Annotated in this window: 19 protein-coding genes; 13 read left to right on the forward strand and 6 right to left on the reverse strand. The window is 72.8% G+C overall.

From position 1 onward, the window contains the following. Positions 1-56: 56 nt before the first annotated feature. The 4 genes from ACGF3J_RS14445 to ACGF3J_RS14460 form a co-directional block, all read right to left on the reverse strand. Entirely contained in the window at positions 57-1,037 is a 981-nt protein-coding gene (locus tag ACGF3J_RS14445; protein WP_161327741.1) for a DNA-3-methyladenine glycosylase 2 family protein, read from the reverse strand. Between the two features lie 71 nt (positions 1,038-1,108). Next, complete coding sequence (locus tag ACGF3J_RS14450) at positions 1,109-2,440, reverse strand: coenzyme F420-0:L-glutamate ligase (protein WP_161327742.1); 1,332 nt, start codon at positions 2,438-2,440, stop codon at positions 1,109-1,111. Then, the gene (gene cofD, locus ACGF3J_RS14455; protein ID WP_161327743.1) at positions 2,437-3,396 is read right to left on the reverse strand and encodes a 2-phospho-L-lactate transferase; all 960 of its coding nucleotides are present in this window, start codon (positions 3,394-3,396) and stop codon (positions 2,437-2,439) included. Before cofD ends, ACGF3J_RS14450 begins: the two co-directional genes overlap by 4 nt. A gap of 33 nt (positions 3,397-3,429) precedes the next feature. Continuing rightward, entirely contained in the window at positions 3,430-3,948 is a 519-nt protein-coding gene (locus tag ACGF3J_RS14460; RefSeq protein ID WP_161327744.1) for a cysteine dioxygenase family protein, read from the reverse strand. A gap of 688 nt (positions 3,949-4,636) precedes the next feature. On the opposite strand from ACGF3J_RS14460, the gene ACGF3J_RS14465 reads away from it, so the two are divergent. From ACGF3J_RS14465 to ACGF3J_RS14475, 3 genes are all read left to right on the forward strand, one after another. Continuing rightward, positions 4,637-4,900, forward strand: a complete 264-nt coding sequence (locus tag ACGF3J_RS14465; protein ID WP_010034659.1) for a WhiB family transcriptional regulator — start codon at positions 4,637-4,639, stop codon at positions 4,898-4,900. A gap of 197 nt (positions 4,901-5,097) precedes the next feature. Continuing rightward, positions 5,098-8,904, forward strand: coding sequence for a glycosyltransferase (locus ACGF3J_RS14470; RefSeq protein WP_161327745.1), 3,807 nt, complete (start codon positions 5,098-5,100; stop codon positions 8,902-8,904). Then, positions 8,901-10,394, forward strand: coding sequence for a DUF5719 family protein (locus ACGF3J_RS14475; RefSeq protein WP_161327746.1), 1,494 nt, complete (start codon positions 8,901-8,903; stop codon positions 10,392-10,394). Before ACGF3J_RS14470 ends, ACGF3J_RS14475 begins: the two co-directional genes overlap by 4 nt. A 38-nt stretch (positions 10,395-10,432) precedes the next feature. On the opposite strand, the gene ACGF3J_RS14480 is transcribed toward ACGF3J_RS14475, so the two are convergent. Then, a complete protein-coding gene (locus tag ACGF3J_RS14480) occupies positions 10,433-10,885 on the reverse strand; it encodes a metallopeptidase family protein (RefSeq protein WP_161327749.1) in 453 nt (150 codons plus the stop codon). A 294-nt stretch (positions 10,886-11,179) separates the two neighbouring features. Here ACGF3J_RS14480 and ACGF3J_RS14485 point away from each other — a divergent pair, with 294 nt between their 5' ends. The 9 genes from ACGF3J_RS14485 to ACGF3J_RS14525 all read left to right on the forward strand — a co-directional run bounded on the left by ACGF3J_RS14485 (position 11,180) and on the right by ACGF3J_RS14525 (position 21,230). After that, the gene (locus tag ACGF3J_RS14485; protein ID WP_114533823.1) at positions 11,180-11,602 is read left to right on the forward strand and encodes a DUF3499 domain-containing protein; all 423 of its coding nucleotides are present in this window, start codon (positions 11,180-11,182) and stop codon (positions 11,600-11,602) included. 129 nt (positions 11,603-11,731) lie between these two features. Next, on the forward strand, positions 11,732-13,348 hold the full coding sequence (locus tag ACGF3J_RS14490) for an L-lactate permease (RefSeq protein ID WP_161327747.1): 1,617 nt from the start codon (positions 11,732-11,734) through the stop codon (positions 13,346-13,348). A 79-nt stretch (positions 13,349-13,427) separates the two neighbouring features. Beyond that, on the forward strand, positions 13,428-14,792 hold the full coding sequence (locus tag ACGF3J_RS14495; protein WP_161327748.1) for a phosphomannomutase/phosphoglucomutase: 1,365 nt from the start codon (positions 13,428-13,430) through the stop codon (positions 14,790-14,792). Between the two features lie 250 nt (positions 14,793-15,042). After that, positions 15,043-15,213 carry a Trm112 family protein gene (locus ACGF3J_RS14500; RefSeq protein ID WP_020940431.1) on the forward strand — a complete coding sequence of 57 codons (171 nt, stop codon included), beginning with the start codon at positions 15,043-15,045 and terminating at the stop codon, positions 15,211-15,213. 85 nt (positions 15,214-15,298) lie between these two features. After that, positions 15,299-16,426 (forward strand): SIS domain-containing protein, encoded by a 1,128-nt coding sequence (locus ACGF3J_RS14505; RefSeq protein ID WP_122617081.1) that lies wholly within the window; start codon positions 15,299-15,301, stop codon positions 16,424-16,426. A 61-nt stretch (positions 16,427-16,487) separates the two neighbouring features. Further along, complete coding sequence (manA, locus tag ACGF3J_RS14510) at positions 16,488-17,639, forward strand: mannose-6-phosphate isomerase, class I (RefSeq protein WP_161327543.1); 1,152 nt, start codon at positions 16,488-16,490, stop codon at positions 17,637-17,639. Between the two features lie 155 nt (positions 17,640-17,794). Then, complete coding sequence (locus ACGF3J_RS14515; protein ID WP_161327544.1) at positions 17,795-18,775, forward strand: cation diffusion facilitator family transporter; 981 nt, start codon at positions 17,795-17,797, stop codon at positions 18,773-18,775. 275 nt (positions 18,776-19,050) lie between these two features. Continuing rightward, entirely contained in the window at positions 19,051-20,508 is a 1,458-nt protein-coding gene (gene ahcY, locus ACGF3J_RS14520; protein WP_161327545.1) for an adenosylhomocysteinase, read from the forward strand. A gap of 107 nt (positions 20,509-20,615) precedes the next feature. Continuing rightward, on the forward strand, positions 20,616-21,230 hold the full coding sequence (locus ACGF3J_RS14525) for a hypothetical protein (RefSeq protein WP_161327546.1): 615 nt from the start codon (positions 20,616-20,618) through the stop codon (positions 21,228-21,230). Positions 21,231-21,232: 2 nt separating this feature from the next. On the opposite strand, the gene ACGF3J_RS14530 is transcribed toward ACGF3J_RS14525, so the two are convergent. Further along, positions 21,233-22,168 carry an RDD family protein gene (locus ACGF3J_RS14530; RefSeq protein WP_161327547.1) on the reverse strand — a complete coding sequence of 312 codons (936 nt, stop codon included), beginning with the start codon at positions 22,166-22,168 and terminating at the stop codon, positions 21,233-21,235. Between the two features lie 126 nt (positions 22,169-22,294). Here ACGF3J_RS14530 and ACGF3J_RS14535 point away from each other — a divergent pair, with 126 nt between their 5' ends. Continuing rightward, positions 22,295-23,302: a stage II sporulation protein M gene (locus ACGF3J_RS14535; protein ID WP_161327548.1), complete on the forward strand. Its 1,008-nt coding sequence runs from the start codon at positions 22,295-22,297 to the stop codon at positions 23,300-23,302. Positions 23,303-23,754: the final 452 nt, after the last annotated feature.

The raw sequence follows: 23,754 nt of genomic DNA on the forward strand, positions 1-23,754 counted from the left end.
CGAACGCCGGCCCGCGCCACCCACCCCACGCCGGCCGCAGCGTCACCCCCGCCCGGTCAGATCCGCTCGATACCCCGCGGAGCCATCCGCGGCGCCCGCCGCCCCGGCACCCGCCCACTCAGCAGCACCAGCCGAGCCGCCCGATGCCGCTGCCCGGCATACGGCTCCAGCAGCCGCAGCATCTCCGCGTCGTCCGCGTACCGGTCCCCGCCCAGCGCGAACCCCACGATCCCCGGCAGATGCAGATCGCCCACCGTCACCGCGTCCGGCGCCCCATGACTGCGCTGAACGGTCTCCGCCGACGTCCACGGCCCGATCCCCGGCACGACCTCCAGCCGCGCCTGCGCCGCCGCCGGCTCCATCCCGGCCGCCTCCTCCAGCCGCGCGGCGACCCGCACGGCCCGCAGGATCGTCGAGGCCCGCTTGTCGTCCACACCTGCCAGGTGCCACTCCCAGGACGGGATCAGCGCCCACGTCCGCGCCGACGGCATGACACACATCCGCCCGGGCGCGGGCCCCGGCGCCGGCTCCCCGAACTTCCGCACCAGCAGCCGCCACGCCTGGTACGCCTCCAGCGTCGTGACCTTCTGCTCCAGGACCGAGGGGATCAGCGACTCCAGCACCAGCCCGGTCCGCGTCAGCCGCAGCCCCGGCCGCCGATGCCGCGTCAGCGCCAGCAGCCGGTGCCTCGGCACGAACGCGGACGGGTCGTCCTCGGCGCCCAGCATCCGCGGCAGCTGATCCAGCAGCCACTCGGCCCCGGGCCCCCAGCTCTCACCCCGCACCTCGTCACCGCGCGCGGTGACCCGCAGCGTGCCCGGCCCGGCGGGGGTGCGGCTGGTCCGCCACACGGCCCCGTCCGGTGTCGTCCGGAACGTCGGATCGCCCGGCCCGCGCCGCAGCGGCCCGAGCACCAGCACCAGCTCCAGTGGCCCGTCCGGCACCCACACCCGTACCCGGCCCGGCGCGACCCCCTGCCGGGGTATCCCGCCACGCACGGCGGCACGCGGGGGCCGGGGAGCGAAACGTCCTGCCACGAGTGAGGTCCTTGAGGGAAAGGGTATGGAGGGGTCTCTACGAGAGAGGGGCCTCTACGAGAGTAGAGGCCTCACCGCACCTCGATGAACGATCCCGCGTCCCGCTCCGGCCGCGCGCGCGGTTCCTCGGCCGGATGACCGACCGCCACCGCACCCATCGGGTCCCAGTCGCCCGGCAGCCCCAGCACCTCCCGCACCACGTCCCGGCAGAACATCGTCGAGGACACCCACGCCGACCCCAGCCGCTCCCCGGCGAGCGCGACGAGCAGGTTCTGCACGCCCGCGCCGGTGGCGACGACGAACATCTCCCGCTCGGCGCCGTCCCGCCGCGCGTCCCCGTACGTGTGCGAACCGTCCATGACCAGGCAGGGGACGACGAGGTAGGGCGCGTTGCGCAGTACGTCCCCGCGCCGGACCCGCTTGGCGACGGACTCCTCGCTCTTGCCGTCCCGCCGCAGGTCCGCGATCCAGGCGTCCCGCATCGCGTCCAGCAGCCGGGTGCGGGACTCCCCGGACTCCAGGAGCACGAACCGCCACGGCGTCGTGTGGTGCGGCGCCGGTGCCGTGACCGCCGCCGCGACCGCCCGGCGTACGGCGCCGGGGTCGACGGGCTCGTCGGTGAAGGCCCGTACCGTACGGCGCTGGGTGACCGCCTGCCGTACCGCCTCCGACGTGCCCAGCCGGAACATGTCGTCGCGCGCGCCGCGCACCATCGCCCGCGCGCCCTCCCCGTCGTCGTCGGCCACCAGGAGCGGCAGCCCGCGCAGGACGGCGACCGGCAGACCCGCGGCCTTGCCCTTGACCAGGTCGCCCGCCGCGGCCAGCTCGTCGGCGGTGGCGACGACGGTGGAGCCGAGCGGGTTGCCGTGCGCGTCCGTGCCACCGCGCAGGTCGTCGAGGACCCGCACCCCGGCGGCGCCGATCGCCACGTCCGTGAGCCCGGCCCGCCAGGGGCGGCCGAAGGTGTCGGTGACGACGACACCCACGTCGACGCCCAGCGCGTCGCGCAGCCCCTCGCGGATGCCGCGCGCTGAGGCGTCCGGGTCCTCGGGGAGCAGCAGGACGGTGCCGGACGGCGTGTTGGAGGCGTCGACTCCGGCCGCCGCCATGACCAGGCCCTGGCGGTTCTCGACGATGCGCAGCAGGCCGCGCCGGGCCACCACCCGCACGGTCTCCGCGTCGATCGCGGCCTCCCGGTCGGCGGCCCGTACGACGCGGCCCTCGGCCTTGGACACGATCTTGGAGGTGACGAGCAGCACGTCTCCGTCGGCCAGCCCCGGCTCGGCCGCGGCGATCAGCTTGGCGAGGTCGTCGCCGGGCTGCACCTCGGGCAGGCCGGGCAGGGCCCACACCCGGTAGCCCTCCGGACGGCCGAGGGCGTCCTCGCGCGTGCCGTCGCTCATGCCTCCCGCACCTCCTCGGCGAGCGTCAGCGCCTCCCGGGCCATCTGCGTCGTGGTGTCGAGGTCGGTCATCATCAGCGGTACGGCGCGGCAGAGGATGCCGGCCGCCTTCACGCGTGTGACGGCCTCGGCGTCGACGGTGTCGACCAGCCAGCCGTCGAGCAGCCCCGAGCCGTAGTGCTCGGCGACCGCGGCCGCCGAGGACTCCACGCCGACCGCCGCGAGCACCTTGTCCGCCATCCCGCGCACGGGCGCGTCCCCCACGATCGGCGACAGGCCCACCACGGGCACCCCGGCGTCGGCGATCGCCTCCCGGATGCCGGGCACGGCGAGGATGGTGCCGACGGAGACCACCGGGTTGGACGGCGGGAAGAGGATCACGTCCGCCTCGGCGATTGCCTCCAGCACGCCCGGCGCCGGCTTGGCCTGCTCGGCGCCGACCGGCACGACCGCCTCGGCGGGGACGGAGGCGCGCAGCCGTACCCAGTACTCCTGGAAGTGGACCGCCTTGCGCTCCCCCTCCAGCTCGACCGCGACATGCGTCTCCACGCGGTCGTCGGTCATCGGGATGAGGCGCACTCCGGGCTTCCAGCGGTCGCAGAGGGCCTCGGTCACCGCGCTGAGCGGGAAGCCCGCGGTGATCATCTGCGTCCGCACGATGTGCGTGGCGAAGTCGCGGTCGCCGAGACCGAACCACTCGGGCCCCACGCCGTACGCCGCCAGCTCCTCCTTGAGGTGGAAGGTCTCGTCGGCCCGTCCCCAGCCCTGCTCCTCGTTGATGCCGCCGCCGAGCGTGTACATCACCGTGTCGAGGTCCGGGCAGACCTTCAGACCGAAGAGGTGGATGTCGTCCCCGGTGTTGCCGATGACGGTGATGTCCGCGTCGGGCGCGGCCTGCTTCAGACCACGCAGGAACCGGGCACCGCCGATGCCGCCTGCCAGAACCACAATGCGCATGGCCCCAGTCTTGCAGGCGGGTACGACACCGCGTCAGCCAGTCGTCACGGCGCCGGTGTCCGCGTCCCGCGACGTGGCGGCCGAGCACTGCGGGGCGTGCATGGGCATCTCGGTGAGGCCCGGGTAGTAGACGTGCAGGCTGACCGCGGGCTCCAGCGCGTCGTTGACGACCTCGTGCACGTGCCCGGGTGCGAACACCCGCTGGGTGCCGGCCCGCAGCGCGCGCGTGCCGCGCTCCGTGTGCTCGGTGAGGGTGCCCTCCAGGACGGTCCACACGCCGGAGGAGGGACCGTGGTCGTGGCGTCCGCTGCCCTGCCCCGGCACCCAGGACAGCAGCCACACCTCGTAGCCGGGGCCGGTGCGCAGCCGGTGGTACCAGCGTGTCGTCGCGTCGTACCGGACGAGGTGCTCCCACTCGGAGCGGTCGTCGGCGAGGGAGCGGGCCAGCCCGGCGAACTCGGCGACGGTGGCCGGGTGCTCGCGGGGTGCCTGGAGGAGGTGGGGGACTTCGAGGATGTCGCCGGCGATCTGGAGGTCGCTGTCGCTGTTCATGGGTGCGGTGGTTCCTCGGCGGAAGAGTGCGGCGGGGGGAACGAATGACTCAGGAACGCCCTGGTGGGGCGGGCAGGCGGAGCGTCGAGTCGAGTGGACTCGGGAAACAGCCGGAGCGCGGTCGGCTCAACAGCTGGAACAGCGGCAACAGCTACAGCGAGCGCGGGCAGCACCGTGGGACCCGGCGGTGCGGGTCGAGGTGAGCGCCAAGTTCGCGAGCATGCCCACAAGGACACCGGTTCACACCGGCACTGTCAACTCGATGCCCGGTATGTGGGACATGGTTCACCTCTTCCGGTTCATCTTGCAGGGGAAAGGTTTGTTCAGGGGGGTCCCGGGACACATGGCGCACAAGCCGGGCGCACCGCCGCCGTTGTGATCCTGTGACGCGAATGTGATCAGGTTCGCTTCGGCGCGTGTATCGGAACGGGATCGAACGCCAGGGCGTCTTTCCCGGTACGAGCGGAGTGCGGGTCGGGAGTCCGGCCGGGCCTCTTTGGGATGTCAAGGTTTATGGCGATTTGAACACTTTCCGCTTTGCCTTGGTTCCGCAGAGTGAATAAGGGGCCCAATAGCAGATCTCGGCTTGACTCGCCCGGAGCAGCACACTTGTAATTTCACTCGTGTCGTTTAGCCGGAATCGGTAACGGCCGGATCACGGGGACGCGAAGACAGACGAGGGGCGCACATGACCGAGACGGTGCAGCAACTGCTGGTCGACGACGCGGACGAGGAGCTCGGCTGGCAGGAGCGCGCACTGTGCGCCCAGACCGACCCCGAGTCCTTCTTCCCCGAGAAGGGCGGCTCCACCCGCGAGGCCAAGAAGGTCTGCCTCGCCTGCGAGGTCCGCTCCGAATGCCTCGAGTACGCCCTCGCCAACGACGAGCGCTTCGGCATCTGGGGCGGCCTGTCTGAGAGAGAGCGGCGCCGGCTGAAGAAGGCCGCCGTCTGACACGGGGCCAGAACCGGGCGCCGGCAGCGGCGCACACGGCGGGACCAGCGGGAACGGCCCCTCGCAGGTGGGTTGTCCACAGGCGGCGGGCCCTCTTGCTGTCCAGCCGATAGTGTGGGCGCTCGTCCGAGACGCCCAGCCGTTCCCCACAGGCACGGGCGTCCACCGCAGTCCACCGAACCGGGGCCCGTACCTCGATGTCCGTGCAGAGTCACCCGGCAGCCCAGCAAGACCCCGCTGCCACACCTGAGTTCCCGCGCCACGTCGTGACCGCGGTCCTCGTCGCCCACGACGGAGCCCGCTGGCTGCCCGACGCGCTCGCCGGGCTGCTCGGCCAGGAGCGCCCCGTCCAGTACGCCGTGGCCGCCGACACCGGCAGTGCCGACGAGTCGGCCCGGCTGGTCGGCGAAGCCCTCGGCGGCGACCGCGTGCTGCACCTCGCGCGGCGCACCGGCTTCGGCCAGGCCGTGGAGGAGGCGGCCCGCACCGTCCCCGTCCTCACTCCGGAGGACCTGCCGTACCTGAAGCGGCCCAGCGGCTGGGACCCCGTCACGCGCACCTGGCGCGACGACGCCTACGACCTGCCCGAACTGCCCCACGGCGAGCCGGTCCAGTGGCTGTGGCTGCTGCACGACGACTGCGCCCCCGAACCCGACGCCCTGGCCCAGCTGCTGCGCGTCGTGGACACCGAGTACGAACTCGGCCGTGACGACGTCGCCGTCGTCGGCCCCAAGCTCCGCGGCTGGTACGACCGCAGGCAACTGCTGGAGGTCGGCGTCTCCATCGCCAACTCCGGCCGCCGCTGGACCGGCCTGGACCGCCGCGAACAGGACCAGGGACAGCACGACCACGTCCGGCCCGTCCTGTCGGTGTCCACCGCCGGCATGCTGATCCGGCGTGATGTCTTCGAGCGGCTCGGCGGGTTCGACCGCCGGCTGCCCCTGATGCGCGACGACGTCGACCTGTGCTGGCGCGCGCACGCCGCCGGACTGCGCGTCCTCATCGCCCCCGAGGCGGTCGTCCGCCACGCCGAGGCGGCCTCCCGCGAGCGCCGCGCCGTCGACTGCGCGGGCCGCACCACAGCCTCCCCGCACAAGGTGGACAAGGCCGGCGCCGTCCACACCCTCCTCGTCAACGTCCGTACGGCCGCCCTGCCCTGGGTGCTGCTGCGCATCGTCCTCGGCACGCTGCTGCGCACCCTCGCCTACCTCGTCGGCAAGGTGCCCGGGCAGGCACTCGACGAGATCCGGGGCCTGCTGGGCGTACTGCTGCGCCCCGAGCGCATCATCGCCGCCCGGCGTGAACGCGGCAGCCCGCAGGTCGAGAAGGACGAACTGCGGCCCCTGTTCCCGCCCCCCGGCGCGACCATCCGCGTCACCGTCGAACAGGTCGCGGGCAACCTCCTCGGCAGCTCCGAGGCCGAGACCGCCGCGGGCGCCGGACGGCACGGCGGCGGCATCGAGTCCGGACCGGGCGGCGACGACGCCGACTTCCTGGAGATCGAGCAGTTCGCCCGCCTCAAGCGCATCGCCCGCAAGCCGGGACCGGTGCTCTTCCTGATCCTGCTGCTCGCCTCCCTGGCCGCCTGCCGCGCCCTCCTCGGCGGCGGCGCCCTCGCGGGCGGCGCGCTGCTGCCCGCCCCGGCCGACGCCGGTGAGCTGTGGTCGCGCTACGCGGACGCCTGGCACACCGTCGGCACCGGCGGCACCGCCTCCGCCCCGCCCTACCTCGCGGTCCTGGCGGCCCTGTCCTCCGCGCTGCTCGGCTCGACCGGCGCCGCCGTCACCCTGCTGCTGGTCGGCTCGGTGCCCCTGGCCGGCGCCACCGCGTACTTCGCGTCCCGACCGCTGGTCATGTCCCGGCTGCTGCGCGCCTGGGCGGCCGTCGCCTACGCCTTCCTGCCCGCCGCCACCGGCGCCCTCGCCGGCGGCCGCATCGGTACCGCCGTCCTCGCCGTACTGCTGCCGCTCATCGCCCGCGCGGGCGTCGCGGCGGCCGGCCTGACGAGCACGTCCGGTGCCCGCGGCAGCTGGCGCGCCACCTGGGCGTACGCGCTGCTGCTGACGGTCACCACCGCCTTCACGCCCGTCGTGTGGCCGCTCGCGCTCCTCCTCGGCCTCGGCGTCCTGGCCCTGCGCCGCGCCGAGATCACGGCGTACGGCCTGCGCTTCCTCGCCCAGCTCGGCACCCCCTTGCTGCTGCTCGCGCCCTGGTCGCTGTCGCTGCTGCCCTTCGGCTTCTTCGACGAGGCCGGACTGGACTACGGCTCGTCGGCCGCCTCCGCCCTCGACCTGCTCGGCGCGAGCCCCGGCGGCCCCGGGACGGTCGGCGGGCTGGTCCTCGTCGGCATCGTGGCGGCCGCGCTGGCCGCCCTGCTGCGCTCCGAGCGGCAGTTGGGCATCCGGGCCGCGTGGGCGGTGGCCCTGGCCGGCTTCGTCTTCGCGGTCCTCTCCAACCGCTCCACCTGGGCCGGCCCCGCCACCCTCGTCTACGGCATCGCCCTGCTGGCCGCCGCGACCCTCGGTGCCGACGGAGCCCGCTCCCGCGTCGCCGAGCAGAGCTTCGGCTGGCGGCAGCCCGTTGCCGCGCTGATTGCCCTCGCCTCGGCAGTCGGCCCGCTGATCGCCGCCACCGGGTGGATGATCGGGGGCGCCGACGGCCCCGTCGGGCGACGCGACCCCGCACAGGTGCCCGCGTTCGTCGCCGAGGAGAGCCGCACCCGCGACCAGGCCCGCACCCTCGTCCTCGACAGCGACTCCACCTCCCACGTGGGATACATGCTGGTCCGCGGCTCCGGAGCCCGCCTCGGCGACGGCGAACTGGCCGCCGGGGACGGCGAGAACAGCACCCTCGACAAGATCGTCGCCAACCTGGTGGCCGGCTCCGGCGCGGACCAGGCGGACCAGCTCGGCGGCTTCGCCGTGCGCTACGTGCTCGTGCACAAGGGCGCGCCCCGCGAGGTCACCCGGGTCCTGGACGCCACCCCCGGCCTGAGCAGGCTGAGCCAGCAGGACGGCAGCGGACTGTGGCGGGTGGACCAGGAGGTCGCGCGCGCGACCATCGTGTCGGGCGGCGACTCCGCAACCGGCGAACCCCAGCCCGTGGCGGCCGGACCGGTCGACATCCACACCGACATCGAACCGGGTCCCGACGGCCGTGTGCTGCGCCTCGCCGACTCCGCGGCCGAGGGCTGGACCGCCACCCTGGACGGCAAGCCGCTCAGCCGCACCACGGTCGACGGCTGGGCCCAGGGCTTCGAACTCCCCGCCTCCGGCGGCAGGCTGGACGTCACCTACGACGACCCGTTCACCCACACCGTCTGGCTGTGGGCCCAGGGCCTGCTCGCCGTGGTCCTGGTCGTCCTCGCGCTGCCCGGCAGGCGCCGCGACGTCGACGACGACCTGCCCGAGGAACCGCTGATCCCCGCCGAGGCCCTGGAGGGCGAAGGTCGCCGGGCACGGCGACTGCGCGCCCAGGCGGAGGCGGAGGCCGAGGCCGGGACGGACACGGAGCCGCCGGCCGCACCGGTGGACGGCGCCCCCGAGGTGCCCGAACCGCCCACGGCGCCACCGATGCCCCCGGCGCCGGTCCCGCCGGCGCCGGTCCCGCAGCAGCCGGCGTACGGCGAGTGGGACTCGGCGGGGTACCAGACCGAGTACGGCACCTACGACGCCTACGGCCAGGAGCAGTACCAGGGCGGCGCCCAGCAGCAGTACGACCAGGGCGCGTACGCGCAGCAGCCGTACCAGCAGGGCGATCCGTACCAGCCGGAGCCCTACCCCGCGGACGCCTACCAGGACGGCCGCGGCGCCCCGTACGAGCCGGACCAGTACGCCCCCTACGGCTACGGCGAGCAGGCGCAGGGCCGGCCCCAGGAGGGCGGGTACGACCCCGCCTACGACCAGGCGTACGGCCAGGGCGGCTACGACACGCCGTACGACCCCTCCCAGCCCCACCACCCCCACGGCACGGGCAGTGAGCGTCCCGACGGGAGCCAGCAGTGAAGCGCACGACCCTGTCCCTCATCGCCTGCGCGGCCGCGCTCGCCGCCGTCACCGGATTCGCGGCGGTCTCCAGCCCGGACGGCTCCGGCACCGACACCGCCGCGCCGGCCGCCCGGCTGCCCGTGGAGCGCACCAGCCTGCTCTGCCCGGCGCCCAGCACCTCCGACCTCGCCGAGACCCAGTACACCTCGTTCACCCCGGTCACGAAGGGCGCCGACGAGAAGGGAAAGGCGGCGCTCACCACCGGGGCACGGGGCGACGAGGCCGGGGACGGGAAGAAGGACGACGAGAAGGCCGCGAAGCCGCCCGTCGAGCCCAAGGAGCCCGGCACCCCGGCCACCGGCACGACCTCCGGCTCCGACACGCCCGCGCTGATCGGTACCGCCGAGGGCGGTCAGGCCCCCGGCTGGACGGTGCAGCAGACCACGGAGGTCGCCGCCGGGACGGGCCGCGGCCTCCAGGGCGTCAACTGCACGGCCCCGGACACGGAGTTCTGGTTCCCCGGCGCCAGCACGGCGGCCGGCCGGACCGACTACGTCCACCTGACGAACCCCGACGACTCGGCCGCCGTCGTCGACATCGAGCTCTACGGCAAGGACGGAGCCCTCAAGTCCACGGTGGGGGAGGGCGTCACGGTGCCGCCGCACGGCACCGAGTCCCTGCTGCTGTCCACGCTCGCCGACGTGAAGGAGACCGACGTGACCGTCCACGTCGGGGTGCGCAGCGGGCGCGTCGGGGCCGCGGTGCAGGCCCTGGACGACAAGACCGGCGGCGACTGGCTGACCGCGGCCGCGGACCCGGCGGGCGACCTGGTCCTGCCGGGCATCCCGAAGGACGCGACCGCCGTCCGCCTCGTGCTGTTCACCCCCGGTGGCACCGACGCCGACCTGAAGGTGCGGCTCGCCTCGCCGTCGGGGCTGATCACCCCCGCCGGACACGAGACGGTGCACGTCAAGGCCGGCATGACGACGGGCGTGGACCTCGGCGAGGTCACGCGCGGCGAGGCGGGTTCGCTGGTGCTGACGCCGACGGACGGGGCCGTGCCGGTGGTGGCCGCGGTCCGGGTCGTACGGGGCAAGGGCGGTGAGCAGGAGTCGGCGTTCATCCCGGCGACCGACCCGGTCGGAGCGCGCGCGACGGCCGCCGACAACCGGGCCAAGGGCACGACCCTGGCCCTGACCGCCCCCGGCGAGGGCGCCGAGGTGAAGGTGACGGCGTCGGCGGGCACGGAGGGCGGCACGACCGCGACCAAGACGTACACGGTCAAGGCCGGCACCACTCAGAACGTCGAGGCGCCCGTCCCCGCCGGCCTCAAGGGCGGCTACGCACTCACCGTCGAGACGGTCTCCGGGGGTCCGATCCACGCGTCGCGCACCCTGACCGTCGCGGACGACGACGTGGCGTCCTTCACCGTCCAGACCCTCCCCGACGACCGGGGCACGGTCTCGGTGCCGAACGCGGAGGAAGACCTCTCGGTGCTGCAGAAGTAAGAACGCGCGACCGGGGAGGGGGAAGGCGCCCCGCGCCCTCAGTCCTCCCCGTACCGCGGATCCACCGTCTCCGGCGTCAGGCCCAGCAGTTCGGCGACCTGTTCCACGACGACCTCGTGCACCAGTGCCGCCCGTTCGTCCCGGCCCTTGGTCCGGATCTCCACCGGCCGCCGGTACACGACCACCCGCCCCCGCCTGCCCTCACGCGAGGGCACCGTGCCGCCGAGCGGGACCGCCTCGTCGTTCCACATCTCCTCGGGCCCGTCCAGCCGGGGCACGTCGAGGACGAGGAAATCGATGTCGGCGAGTTGCGGCCACCGCCGCTCCAGGCGCTCCACGGAGTCCTGCACGAGGTCCGCGAACACCTCGCCGCGGCTCGCGGCGAGCGGCACCTGCGGGGGTGCCACCGGACCGCGCATGCCCCGGCCGTGGCGATCACGACGGCGGGGCCCTGGGCGACCGGCATCACGGGGCGTCACGGGGTTGTCCATCACTGGTGAAGGGTAGTCCCCGCCGAGGTCGCGCGCCCCGCCGCACACGCGGACCGGACAGCGCCGGGGCCCGAGACGCGGCTTGTCGCCGGATGACCATTCCAGCCAAGGTTGGGCTCGATTCCGTATCTCTCCGCGACCGTGGAACTCAAGGCAAATGTCGCTGTTTGTGTCAGGTCGTGACCGCTTCCCAGGTGGTCCCGCGGCCCGGAAGCCGCCGTCCGCGCAGGTCACGGGGGTGTGTTGAGAGGGGCTCGTAGGGCGTTTCACGCCACGACACGGGGGTGTGACCTGGTGGAGAGTCGTCGCGGCCCGCTCAAGAGTGCGGTACCGTCCAACATCGTGAGCCCTGTACGTCGCTGTTCGCGCACCGCCTGCGGCCGTCCCGCCGTCGCGACGCTGACGTACGTCTACGCCGACTCGACCGCGGTCCTCGGCCCGCTCGCCACCTACGCCGAACCCCACTGCTACGACCTGTGTGCCGAGCACTCCGAGCGCCTCACCGCCCCGCGCGGCTGGGAGGTCGTCCGCCTGCTCGACGGGTCGGCCCCGGCCCGCCCCAGCGGCGACGACCTGGAAGCGCTTGCCAACGCGGTGCGCGAGGCGGCCCGTCCCCAGGAGCGCGCGGCCGAGGCCGGGGGCGGCGGGCGCACGGCCGACCCGATGGAGGTCGCGCGCCGCGGCCATCTCCGCGTGCTGCGCTCGCCGGACAACTGAGCCACCCCGCTTCCGCATCTCCCGTCACATCCGTTGCTGCACACCCATTGACGTCGCCTTGTCGCGGACACGACCATTCCGGAAGCCGCGAGAAAACGCTTTCGCATTGCGGAATCCGGGGAGGCGCCCGTGTACGTGCAGGAACTGGAACCCGTCGCCGGTTCACTCGGCCTGTCCGCCCTGGTGGCGGCCCTGCCCCTGGTGATCGTCCTCGTCCTGCTGGGCGGCGTCCGCATGAAGGCGCACCTGGCGGGCCTCACCGGTCTCCTGGCGGCCGTCCTCGTGGCGTGGCTGGCGTACGGCATGCCGCTGGACCAGACGGCCTCCAGCGCCGTCCAGGGGGCCGTTTTCGGCCTCTTCCCCATCCTGTGGATCGTCGTGAACGCCCTGTGGGTCTACCGGATGACCGTCCGCACCCGGCACTTCGACATCCTGCGCCGCTCCTTCGGGCGGCTGTCCGACGACCCCCGCATCCAGGCCCTCGTGGTCGCCTTCTGCTTCGGCGCCCTGCTGGAGGCCCTGGCCGGCTTCGGAGCGCCCGTCGCGATCTGCTCGGTCATGCTCGTCGCGCTCGGCTTCGACCCGGTCCGCGCGGCGGTCGTGTCGCTGGTCGCCAACACCGCGCCGGTCGCCTTCGGCGCGATGGGCACCCCCGTGGTGACGCTGGCCCAGGTCACCGGGCTGCCCCTGGACGACGTCGCCTCCGTCGTCGGCCGCCAGACCCCGCTGCTCGCCCTGATCGTCCCGCTGCTGCTGGTCGGCCTGGTGGACGGGCGGCGCGGACTGCGCGAGACCTGGGTGCCCGCGATGGCCTGCGGAGTCGCCTTCGCCGTCGCCCAGTTCGTCGCCTCCAACTACATCTCCGTCCAGCTCGCCGACATCGTCGCCGCCCTGGTCGGGGCCGGCGCCCTGGTCGCCGTACCGCACTCCCGCAGGCCCGCCGCCGAACCCGTCCGGGCGGCCGTCCTGACCGGCGCCCGCAGCGAGGAACTGGACGAGGAGGACTCCCGCCGGGAGGTGCTGCGCGCCTACGCCCCCTACGCCCTGATCGTCGCCGTCTTCTCCGTCGCGCAGATCCCGGCGGTCAAGGACTGGCTGGCCCGGGCGACCCAGACCTACGACTGGCCGTTCCTGGACGTGGCCGACCCCGAGGGCAACCCGGTGGGCGGCAACGTCTTCTCCTGGCCGATCGTCTCCACCGGCGGCACGCTCGTCCTGCTCGCCGGGCTGGTCACGGCCGTCGTCCTCGGCGTGCACGCGCGCGTGGCGGTCAAGGAATGGCTCGCGACCGTCCACGAACTGCGGTTCGCGATCCTCACCGTCACCTCGGTCCTGGCCCTCGCCTACGTCATGAACCTCTCCGGGCAGGCCGCCACCATCGGCCACTTCGTCGCCGCGGCGGGCGCCGGGCTCGCCTTCCTCTCCCCAGTCCTCGGCTGGTTCGGCGTGGCCGTCTCCGGCTCCGACACCTCGGCCAACGCGCTCTTCGGCGCTCTCCAGGTGACCGCCGCGCGGGAGTCCGGCCTCTCTCCGGAGCTGCTCGCCGCCGCCAACAGCTCCGGCGGTGTCCTCGGCAAGATGATCTCCCCGCAGAACCTCACCATCGCCTGCGCGGCCGTCGGACTGGCGGGCCGCGAGGGCGACCTGCTGCGCAAGGTCCTGCCCTGGAGCCTCGGCCTGCTGCTGGTGATGTGCCTGATCGTGGTCGGCCAGTCCACGGTCGTCCTGGGCTGGATGCTGCCCTGACCTTCGGGAACCGCGCGACGGCCGGTCGGCGGGTGCGGGTAGTTTGTGCACACCGACGGGACTTTCAGGAAGGTTGGCCGTGGCTGCTGATCTGTCGCAGATCGTGAAGGCGTACGACGTGCGCGGTGTCGTACCCGACCAGTGGGACGAGTCGCTGGCCGAGCTGTTCGGCGCGGCCTTCGTCGAGCTGACCGGAGCGGACGCCGTCGTCGTCGGGCACGACATGCGGCCCTCGTCGCCGGGCCTCTCCGGTGCCTTCGCACGCGGCGCGGCGGCCCGTGGCGCCGACGTGACCGAGATCGGCCTGTGCTCCACCGACCAGCTGTACTACGCCTCCGGCGCGCTGGACCTGCCGGGCGCCATGTTCACGGCCTCGCACAACCCGGCCCGCTACAACGGCATCAAGCTGTGCCGCGCGGGCGCCGCACCGGTCGGCCAGGACACCGGCCTCGCCGAGATCCGCGCCCTGGTGGAGCGCTGGAGCGACACCGGCGCCCCGGAACCGGCGTCCCGGCCGGGCACCGTCACCCGGCGCGACACCCTCGCCGACTACGCCGCCCACCTGCGCTCCCTGGTCGACCTCACCGCCATCCGCCCCCTGAAGGTCGTCGTCGACGCGGGCAACGGCATGGGCGGCCACACCGTCCCCTCGGTCTTCGCCGGGCTCCCCCTCGACCTCGTGCCGATGTACTTCGAACTGGACGGCACCTTCCCCAACCACGAGGCCAACCCGCTCGACCCGGCCAACCTCGTCGACCTCCAGAAGCGCGTCCGCGAGGAGGGCGCCGACCTCGGCCTCGCCTTCGACGGCGACGCCGACCGCTGCTTCGTCGTCGACCAGGACGGCAACCCGGTCTCCCCGTCCGCGGTCACCGCCCTCGTGGCCGCCCGCGAACTCGCCCGCAACGGCGGCCGGGGCATGGTCATCCACAACCTGATCACCTCCTGGTCCGTCCCGGAGGTCGTCGAGGAGAACGGCGGCACGCCGGTACGCACGCGCGTGGGCCACTCCTTCATCAAGGCCGAGATGGCCCGCACCGGCGCCATCTTCGGCGGCGAGCACTCCGCGCACTACTACTTCCGCGACTTCTGGAACGCCGACACGGGCATGCTGGCCGCCCTCCACGTCCTCGCCGCCCTCGGCTCTCAGCAGGGCCCGCTGTCCGCCCTCGTCGCCGAGTACGACCGCTACGCCGGCTCCGGCGAGATCAACTCCACCGTCGCCGACCAGGCGGACCGCCTCGCCGCGATCAGGACCGCGTACGAGGGCCGCGACGACATCACCCTCGACGACCTCGACGGCCTCACCGTCACGTCGGCCGACTGGTGGTTCAACGTCCGCCCCTCCAACACCGAGCCCCTGCTCCGCCTGAACGCGGAGGCCCGCGACGAGGCGACGATGACGAAGGTCAGGGACGAGGCCCTGGCGATCATCAGGGGCTGAGCTTCCGTCGCCGGGCGGCCTCCGGCTCCGAATCGGGCGAGGGTCAAGCCTTGCTCCCGGGTCCTTGGCCGGCCATCCAGCTCACCGAGTCTGGTGGTGGGTGGGCGCACAGGCCGGGGGTCCAGGGGGCGGAGCTCCCTGGCGGGGCCGCAGCGGACGGCGCCCTCACCGCCGACCCCCACCACGCCCCCACCGGCGGTACCCTGACCAGCACATCCACACACGCAGACCCGCCCCGAAGGGAACCCTCATGCCGCTCGAAGCCGGCCTCCTGGAGATCCTCGCCTGCCCCGCCTGCCACGCCCCCCTCAAGGAGCAGGACGCGGAACTGATCTGCACCGGCCAGGACTGCGGCCTGGCCTACCCGGTGCGCGACGGCATCCCCGTCCTCCTCGTCGACGAGGCCCGCCGCCCCGCCTGACCGACGGCGAAGCGACCCGGCACCCCGGCCACTCGGCGACCCCGCGCAACCGAACGAACGCCCCGGCGATCGGAGACCTGCCGCCATGCTCGACGAATCGCTCCTCGACACCCCGGAGCGCCTCACCGGGGCCGACCACCGCGGCCTGCTGCGCGGCGCCGCCGAGGCCGGTGCCCGCGTACGCACCGCCGCCCGGCACGCCGCCGAGGCCGGAGTCGGCAACCTCAAGCCCGACGGCCGCCCCCGCGCGGTCCTGATCGCCGGGCCCGGCGCCGCCGCCACCCACGCCGCCGACCTCCTCGGCACCCTGGCCGGCGCAGGCAGCCCCGTCACGCGCCTCGCCCCCACCGGCGTCGCCCCCGCCGCGGGCGCCCTGCGCTGGGAACTGCCCGGCTGGGCCGGCTCCGTGGACCTCCTGCTGATCGCCACCCCCGACGGCACCGAGCCGGGCCTCTCCCTGCTCGCCGAACAGGCCTACCGCCGGGGCTGCACGGTCGTCGCCGTCGCCCCCGCCGGCTGCCCGCTCAGCGAGTCGGTGAACGCCGCGCACGGCCTGTTCATCCCGATGGCGACCGCCCCGTACGACCAGGACGAGCCCCTCGCCGGTGCCGCCCCCGGAGTCCTGTGGGCGCTGCTCACGCCGCTGCTCGTACTCCTCGACCGCACCGCCCTGCTCGACGCACCGCCCGAGGCCGTCGAGAAGATCGCCGACCGCCTCGACCGCATCGCCGAACGCTGCGGGCCCGCCATCGTGACGTACAGCAACCCCGCCAAGACCCTGGCGGCCGAGCTGGCCGACTCCCTCCCGGTGATCTGGACCGAGGGCACCTCCGCCGGTCCCGCCGGCCGCCGATTCGCCGCCGCGCTCGCCGAACTGTCCGGCACCCCGGCCGTCGTCGCCGACCTGCCCGAGGCGCTCGCCGCGCACACCGCCCTGCTCGCCGGACGCCTCGCCGCCGGCGCCGACCCCGACGACTTCTTCCGCGACCGCGTCGAGGAGGCACCAGCCCTGCACGCGCGCGTGGTGCTCCTGCGCGACCGCCCCAGCGGGGGCCTCACCGCCGCCCCCAACGCCCGTGAACTGGCCCTCAGCCACGACACGCCGATGAGCGAACTGGAGCCGGAAGCGGGCGGCGAACTGGAGACCCTCGCCGAACTGATCGCCATCACGGATTTCGCCGCCGTTTACCTGGCGCTCGCCTCGGGCGCCTGATCCCGTACGCACCATCGGGAACGCACCGCACGCACAGATCACGCACCGGCAGAGAGAGCCCATGGACCGCCTCGACAACACCGTCCGCCCCTACGCCTGGGGTTCCACCACCGCGATCCCGGCCCTGCTCGGGACCGAGCCGACCGGCGAACCGCAGGCGGAGATGTGGATGGGCGCCCACCCCGGCGCCCCCTCCCGCACCGGCCGGGGCACGCTCGCCGAGGTCGTCGACGCCGCCCCCGAGAAGGAACTCGGCGCCGCCTCCGTGGCGAAGTTCGGCCCCCGGCTGCCCTTCCTCCTCAAGCTCCTCGCCGCCGGCGCCCCGCTCTCCCTCCAGGTCCACCCCGACCTCGCCCAGGCCAGGGCCGGTTACGAGGACGAGGAGCGCCGGGGCGTCCCCCTGGACGCCCCGCACCGCAACTACAAGGACGCCAACCACAAGCCCGAACTGATCTGCGCCCTGACCGAGTTCGACGGCCTGTGCGGCTTCCGCCCGCCGACCGAGACGGCCGACCTGCTCGACGGCCTCGGCGTCGCCTCCCTCAAGCCGTACGTCGACCTGCTGCGGGCCCACCCCGAGGACGCCGCCCTGCGCGAGGTCCTCACCGTCGTCCTCACCGCCGACCCCGAGGAGATGGCCCACACGGTCGCCGAGGTCGCGGCCGCCTGCGACCGCCTCGGCGGCGCCTACGCCCCGTACGCCGACATCGCCCACCACTACCCGGGCGACCCCGGCGTCCTCGCCGCGATGCTCCTCAACCACGTCCGGCTCCAGCCCGGCGAGGCCCTGTACCTCGGCGCCGGAATCCCGCACGCCTACCTGAACGGCCTCGGCGTCGAGATCATGGCCAACTCCGACAACGTCCTGCGCTGCGGCCTCACCCCCAAGCACGTCGACGTCCCCGAACTGCTGCGCATCGTCCGCTTCGAGGCCGGCGACCCCGGCGTGCTGCGCCCGGAGGCGTCCCCGGACGGCGAAGAGGTCTACGAGACCCCGATCGACGAGTTCCGCCTGTCCCGCCACGTCCTGCCCGAGGGCACCGGCGCCCACGACCTCACCCTGCCCACCCCGCAGATCCTGCTCTGCACCGCGGGCACCGTGCGAGCCGGCGAACACGAACTCACCCCGGGCCAGTCGGTGTTCGTCGCCGCGGGCGAAAAGGCCGAAGTGTCCGGAACGGGCACGCTCTTCCGCGCCACCGTGCTCGTCTGACGCACGTCTGAGGGGCGGACGAAGGGGCATCCGGCACGTCGGGGCTCGCGCGGGCTGCAACAATGGCGCACCGCAAAGGAGGGGCAAAGCCGTTCACCGGCCGCGCCCCCACCGGCGTACGGACGCAGACGAAGGCGAAGGGACAACGCGACCACATGAGCGCGTCAGGCGGAACCAAGGCGATCGTGGCGGCACTGCTCGCCAACCTCTCGATCGCGGTAGCGAAATTCGTGGCGTTCCTCTTCAGTGGATCGTCGTCGATGCTCGCCGAGTCCGTGCACTCCCTCGCCGACTCCGGCAACCAGGGACTCCTGCTCCTCGGCGGCAAGCGCGCCCAGCGCGAGGCCACCCCCCAACACCCCTTCGGCTACGGCCGCGAGCGCTACATCTACGCTTTCCTCGTCTCCATCGTGCTCTTCTCGCTCGGTGGCATGTTCGCCCTGTACGAGGGCTACGAGAAGATCAAGCACCCGCACGAGATCGAGCACTGGTACTGGCCGGTCGGCGTGCTGGTCTTCGCGATCATCGCCGAGACCTTCTCCTTCCGGACCGCCATCAAGGAGTCCAACGCCCTGCGCGGGAAGAAGTCCTGGAAGGAGTTCGTCCGCCACGCCAAGGCCCCCGAGCTGCCGGTCGTCCTCCTGGAGGACCTCGGCGCCCTCGTCGGCCTGGTCCTCGCCCTCGGCGGCGTCGGCCTCGCCCTCCTCACCGGTGACGGCGTCTGGGACGGCATCGGCACCCTCTGCATCGGCGTGCTGCTCGTCCTGATCGCGCTGGTCCTGGCCGTCGAGACCAAGTCCCTGCTGCTCGGTGAGGCGGCCGGCACCGAGGCGGTCCAGCAGATCGAGGCCGCGATCGTCGCCGGCGACACCGTCACCGGCGTCATCCACATGCGCACCCTCCACCTCGGCCCCGAGGAACTGCTGGTCGCCGCCAAGATCGCCGTCCGCCACGACGGCACGGCCACCGAGATCGCCTCCGCGATCGACGCCGCCGAGTCCCGCATCCGCGAGGCCGTCCCGATCGCCCGCGTCATCTACCTGGAGCCCGACATCTACAGCGAGTCCGAGGCCGCCAAGGGCCCGGACCCCGAGGCCACCCCCGGCGGCCCGGCCACACCGCCCGACGCCCACTGACGCCCACGGACGCCCGCGCCCTCGTGAACGTCCGGAAGTGTTCGGAGGCGGACTGGGGACCGCGGGCGCCCGCGGTGTAGCTTGGGGTGGAGCCAGACGTCGCTGCTGATGGCGGTCGGGCGGTCCAGGACGGACCGGCCGAGGGAGAGAGGGCCTCCGACGGACTGCGCTGCGCGTACGCGGGCATGCCTGTGTCCTCTTCCGGGACACCCCTGTGTCCGCCGCCGCGCAGGTCAGCCGTACCCACCTCGACCCAACCCGAGGAGCAGCCCGTAATGACGACTGTCGACAACCGACAGGACTTCAAGGTCGCCGACCTCTCCCTGGCCGCGTTCGGCCGCAAGGAGATCACCCTCGCCGAGCACGAGATGCCGGGCCTGATGGCGATCCGCAAGGAGTACGCCGAGGCCCAGCCCCTCGCCGGCGCCCGTGTCACCGGCTCCCTGCACATGACCGTGCAGACCGCCGTGCTCATCGAGACCCTCGTCGCCCTCGGCGCCGACGTCCGCTGGGCCTCCTGCAACATCTTCTCCACCCAGGACCACGCGGCCGCCGCCATCGCCGTCGGCCCGAACGGCACCCCGGACAACCCCCAGGGCGTCCCGGTCTTCGCCTGGAAGGGCGAGACTCTGGAGGAGTACTGGTGGTGCACGGAGCAGGCGCTGACCTGGCCGAACACCCCCACCGGCGGCCCGAACATGATCCTGGACGACGGCGGTGACGCCACCCTCCTCGTCCACAAGGGCGTCGAGTACGAGAAGGACGGCAAGGTCCCCTCGCCCGACACCGCAGAGTCCGACGAGCACCGCGTCATCCTCGAACTCCTCACCCGCACGGTGAGCGAGAGCCCGCAGAAGTGGACCCAGCTGGCGTCCGAGATCCGCGGCGTGACCGAGGAGACCACGACCGGCGTCCACCGCCTGTACGAGATGCACCGCGACGGCACCCTGCTGTTCCCGGCCATCAACGTCAACGACGCCGTGACGAAGTCGAAGTTCGACAACAAGTACGGCTGCCGCCACTCCCTGATCGACGGCATCAACCGCGCCACCGACGTCCTGATCGGCGGCAAGACCGCCGTCGTCTGCGGCTACGGCGACGTCGGCAAGGGCTGCGCGGAGTCCCTGCGCGGCCAGGGCGCCCGGGTGATCATCACCGAGATCGACCCGATCTGCGCCCTCCAGGCGGCGATGGACGGCTATCAGGTCGCGACGCTCGACGACGTGGTGGAGCAGGCCGACATCTTCGTCACCACGACCGGCAACAAGGACATCATCATGGCCGCGGACATGGCCAAGATGAAGCACCAGGCCATCGTGGGCAACATCGGCCACTTCGACAACGAGATCGACATGGCCGGTCTCGCCCAGATCCCCGGCATCGTCAAGGACGAGGTCAAGCCGCAGGTCCACACCTGGACCTTCCCCGACGGCAAGGTCCTCATCGTCCTCTCCGAGGGCCGCCTGCTGAACCTGGGCAACGCGACCGGCCACCCGTCGTTCGTCATGTCCAACTCGTTCGCGGACCAGACGCTGGCCCAGATCGAGCTGTTCACCAAGCCCGACGAGTACCCGACCGACGTGTACGTGCTGCCCAAGCACCTGGACGAGAAGGTCGCCCGCCTCCACCTCGACTCCCTCGGCGTCAAGCTGACCACGCTCCGCCCGGAGCAGGCCGAGTACATCGGCGTCAAGGTCGAGGGCCCCTACAAGGCGGACCACTACCGCTACTGAGCCCTGACGGCTCCTCCGAGACAGGCCCCCGCACCCCCGTGCCGGGGGCCTGCCCCGTTGGCGCCTCAGCGGCCGGAACAGCAGCCCGTCACCCCTCCAGGACCACCATGCCCCGCGGCCGCTATTCGCTCCACGATCCGCATGACCACACCCCCCTCGCAGAAGAGCACTTCCAGTGCGCCCCCGGACCCTCCGGCTGGCGCTACGTCTCCCGGCTGACCACGCCCGCCGGAGACCACCAAGGCTCCGTCGACCTGGCCCTCGACGAACTCGGCCGCCCCATCCGCCTCGAACTCCACGCCGCCGACTGGCAGGTACGCGGCGCGGCCATCGACGGCATCACCTGGGTCCGTACCGACCCCACCGGAGTCCACGCCACAGAAGGCAATGTGCGCGCCCACGCCTTCACCGGCAGCTCCCCGGCCTTCCTCGTCGCCGTCACCCGTCTCCTGCGCCTCACCCCCTCCGGATCAGCCACACGCCTGCGCCTGGTCGCCCTCACGGACCCGGTCCTCGCCCCCCGCACCGTGGACCAGTCCTGGGCCTTGCTGAAGAGAGAAGCACACGCCACTGACAACGGCCCCCTCACCGTGGACGAATACCAGGTCACAGCCCTGGACACCGGCGAGCAGCACGCCGTGCACATCGCCGGCGACGTGGTGCTCGCGGCCCCCGGCATCGAGCTGGAGGACCTGGAGTCACCGCCGTCCGCGTTCCCGTGAAGCTACGCGGGCGGCACGAACCCGGTCCCGGAACCGGGCCGCCCGTCCGACGGCGCAGCCGTGGGCGCGGCGGAGGAACTCGGCGGGGGAGGGGCAGGGGCGACCGGAGCTGCGGGAGCTACAGGAGGAGCTACAGGAGGGACGGGAGGCAGCGGCGATGCCGTGGCCACCGGATCCGCACCCAGGGCCGCACCCCCGAACGCCCGCCGCGCCTCCCGAGCCTGCCGTTCCTGCAACACGGCCGCGAGATAGGCGGGCGGCGGAACCTCCCGCGGCACCGGGGTGCCCGTCCGAGCCGCCACGTCCGCGGCGAGCCGCTCCGCCATGGCCCAGCCGACGCGGGCATCGAGCTGCCCCATCCGCGTCAGGTACTGACGGACGGCGAGCCAGAGCTCGTCGGGTACCGCGGACAGGTCGAGCTCCGAGAAACGCCCGGTCAGCCAGGGCGGAGGCGGCGGCATGAACCCCGCGGACGCGACCGGCACCCGCTCCCGCACGACCAGGGTGCCCGCGAACACGTCTCCGAGCCGACGCCCCCGCGCCGACACCAGCGAGGCGATACAGGCGACCACCCCGAACGTCATGAGGATCTCGATCACCCCGATCAGGCCCCGCACCAGCGCGTGCCGGAACCGGATCGGCCCGCCGTCGTCCCGCACCACCCGCAGCCCGCACGCCATCTTCCCGAGCGACCGTCCATGGCTGAGCGTCTCGACGGCGATCGGCCCACCCACCAGGACGAGTACGAAGACGGCGATCGACAGCGCGGTCTGCGCCGCCATGTCCAAAGAGGCGGTGGAGGCCACCAGGGCGATGGTGACCGCTATGTAGACGGCCACGGCCACCGCAAGGTCGAGCAGCACGGCCAACGCCCTGCTGGGCAGCCTCGCGGGGCGCAGCTCCAGCGCCACCGCCTCGCCCGTCACCAGCTCGCTCACGCCCGCCGCCCTTCCCTCGTCTCCCCCCGTCCCCGCCAGTCTGCCAAGCTGAGGACGCACCGCGCCGCAGTACGACAAGCTGATCCACGACGAGCCGCTGACGATAGCCGAGGAGCAGGCACACCGATGGACCTCGACGTCTTCGTCTCCGCCCACCGCGCGGAGTGGGACCGCCTCGACGCCCTGCTCCGGCGCCGGCGCCGACTCACCGGTGCCGAGACAGACGAACTCGTCGCCCTCTACCAGCGCACCGCCACTCACCTCTCCCTGATCCAGTCCACCGCACCGGATCCCCAGTTGACCGGACGCCTGAGCCAATTGGTGGCACGCGCGCGCAGTGCTGTGACCGGCACCCGCCGGGCCTCCTGGCGCGATGTCACACGCTTCCTCACCCGGCAGTTCCCGGCCGCCGTCTACCGGGCCCGGCACTGGTGGGTCCCCACCGCACTCCTGTCGACCGCGGTGGCGGCACTCCTCGGCTGGTGGATCGGCACGCACCCCGAAGTTCAGTCGACCATCGCGGCGCCCGCCGAACTGCGCGAGATGACCCGCCCGGGCGGTCAGTACGAGACGTACTACTCGAGCAACCCCGCGGCCTCCTTCGCCGCGCAGGTCTGGACTAATAACGCGTGGGCCGCCGCCCTCTGCCTGATCCTGGGCGTCTTCCTGGGCCTGCCCGTCATCTGGGTCCTCTTCCAGAACATGCTGAACCTCGGCGTCGGATTCGGCCTGATGTCGTCGGCCGGGCGCCTCGACACCTTCCTGGGCCTCGTCCTGCCCCACGGCCTGCTCGAACTGACCGCGGTCTTCGTGGCCGCGGGCACCGGACTCCGCCTCGGCTGGACCCTGATCGACCCGGGACCCCGCAGCCGGCGCATCGCCCTGGCCGAAGAGGGCCGCACCGCCATCGGCATGGCCATCGGACTCGCTCTGGTCCTCTTCATCTCGGGCGCCATCGAAGGCTTCGTCACCCCGTCCGGCCTGCCCACCTGGGCCCGCATCACCATCGGCGTCGTCGCCGAGCTGGCCTTCCTCGCCTACGTCTATGTGCTGGGCCGTCGTGCGGTACGCGAAGGCGACACGGGCGACGTGGCCGAGGCCGAACGCAGCGCCACGGTGCCCACGGCCGCCTGATGTGCATGGAGCCCTGGTGAACTGCTAGTGTCCTCTTCGTTCCCGCAAGAGCCGTTGACACGGAGCGAGCGGGGAGGTAGATTCGAACAGTTGCCTGTAGACGGGGTTCATCCCCGAGGGCCACGGTGACAATCTGCTTGCTTCCTCCCGAATCTCGAATTCGACGAAGCACTCTCCCGATCAAATCGGAAACGAACGGCCGGTCAGACCGGCTCGAAACTTCTGATAAAGTCGGAACCGCCGGAAAGGGAAACGCGAAAGCGGGAACCTGGAAAGCACCGAGGAAATCGGGTCGGAAAGATCTGATAGAGTCGGAAACGCAAGACCGAAGGGAAGCGCCCGGAGGAAAGCCCGAGAGGGTGAGTACAAAGGAAGCGTCCGTTCCTTGAGAACTCAACAGCGTGCCAAAAGTCAACGCCAGATATGTTGATACCTCCGGCCTGATCGGATCT

The sequence above is a fragment of the Streptomyces sp. NPDC048171 genome (assembly GCF_043202655.1).
GTDB lineage: Bacteria > Actinomycetota > Actinomycetes > Streptomycetales > Streptomycetaceae > Streptomyces.

Excerpts from the sequence above, each read along its gene's own strand:
- ACGF3J_RS14500 (WP_020940431.1), top strand. The coding sequence starts at position 15,043 with ATGCCGCTCGAAGCCGGCCTCCTGGAGATCCTCGCCTGCCCCGCCTGC.
- manA (WP_161327543.1), top strand. The coding sequence starts at position 16,488 with ATGGACCGCCTCGACAACACCGTCCGCCCCTACGCCTGGGGTTCCACC.
- ACGF3J_RS14480 (WP_161327749.1), bottom strand. The coding sequence starts at position 10,885 with ATGGACAACCCCGTGACGCCCCGTGATGCCGGTCGCCCAGGGCCCCGC.
- ACGF3J_RS14525 (WP_161327546.1), top strand. The coding sequence starts at position 20,616 with ATGCCCCGCGGCCGCTATTCGCTCCACGATCCGCATGACCACACCCCC.
- cofD (WP_161327743.1), bottom strand. The coding sequence starts at position 3,396 with ATGCGCATTGTGGTTCTGGCAGGCGGCATCGGCGGTGCCCGGTTCCTG.
- ACGF3J_RS14505 (WP_122617081.1), top strand. The coding sequence starts at position 15,299 with ATGCTCGACGAATCGCTCCTCGACACCCCGGAGCGCCTCACCGGGGCC.
- ahcY (WP_161327545.1), top strand. The coding sequence starts at position 19,051 with ATGACGACTGTCGACAACCGACAGGACTTCAAGGTCGCCGACCTCTCC.
- ACGF3J_RS14470 (WP_161327745.1), top strand. The coding sequence starts at position 5,098 with ATGTCCGTGCAGAGTCACCCGGCAGCCCAGCAAGACCCCGCTGCCACA.
- ACGF3J_RS14535 (WP_161327548.1), top strand. The coding sequence starts at position 22,295 with ATGGACCTCGACGTCTTCGTCTCCGCCCACCGCGCGGAGTGGGACCGC.
- ACGF3J_RS14465 (WP_010034659.1), top strand. The coding sequence starts at position 4,637 with ATGACCGAGACGGTGCAGCAACTGCTGGTCGACGACGCGGACGAGGAG.
- ACGF3J_RS14460 (WP_161327744.1), bottom strand. The coding sequence starts at position 3,948 with ATGAACAGCGACAGCGACCTCCAGATCGCCGGCGACATCCTCGAAGTC.
- ACGF3J_RS14450 (WP_161327742.1), bottom strand. The coding sequence starts at position 2,440 with ATGAGCGACGGCACGCGCGAGGACGCCCTCGGCCGTCCGGAGGGCTAC.
- ACGF3J_RS14515 (WP_161327544.1), top strand. The coding sequence starts at position 17,795 with ATGAGCGCGTCAGGCGGAACCAAGGCGATCGTGGCGGCACTGCTCGCC.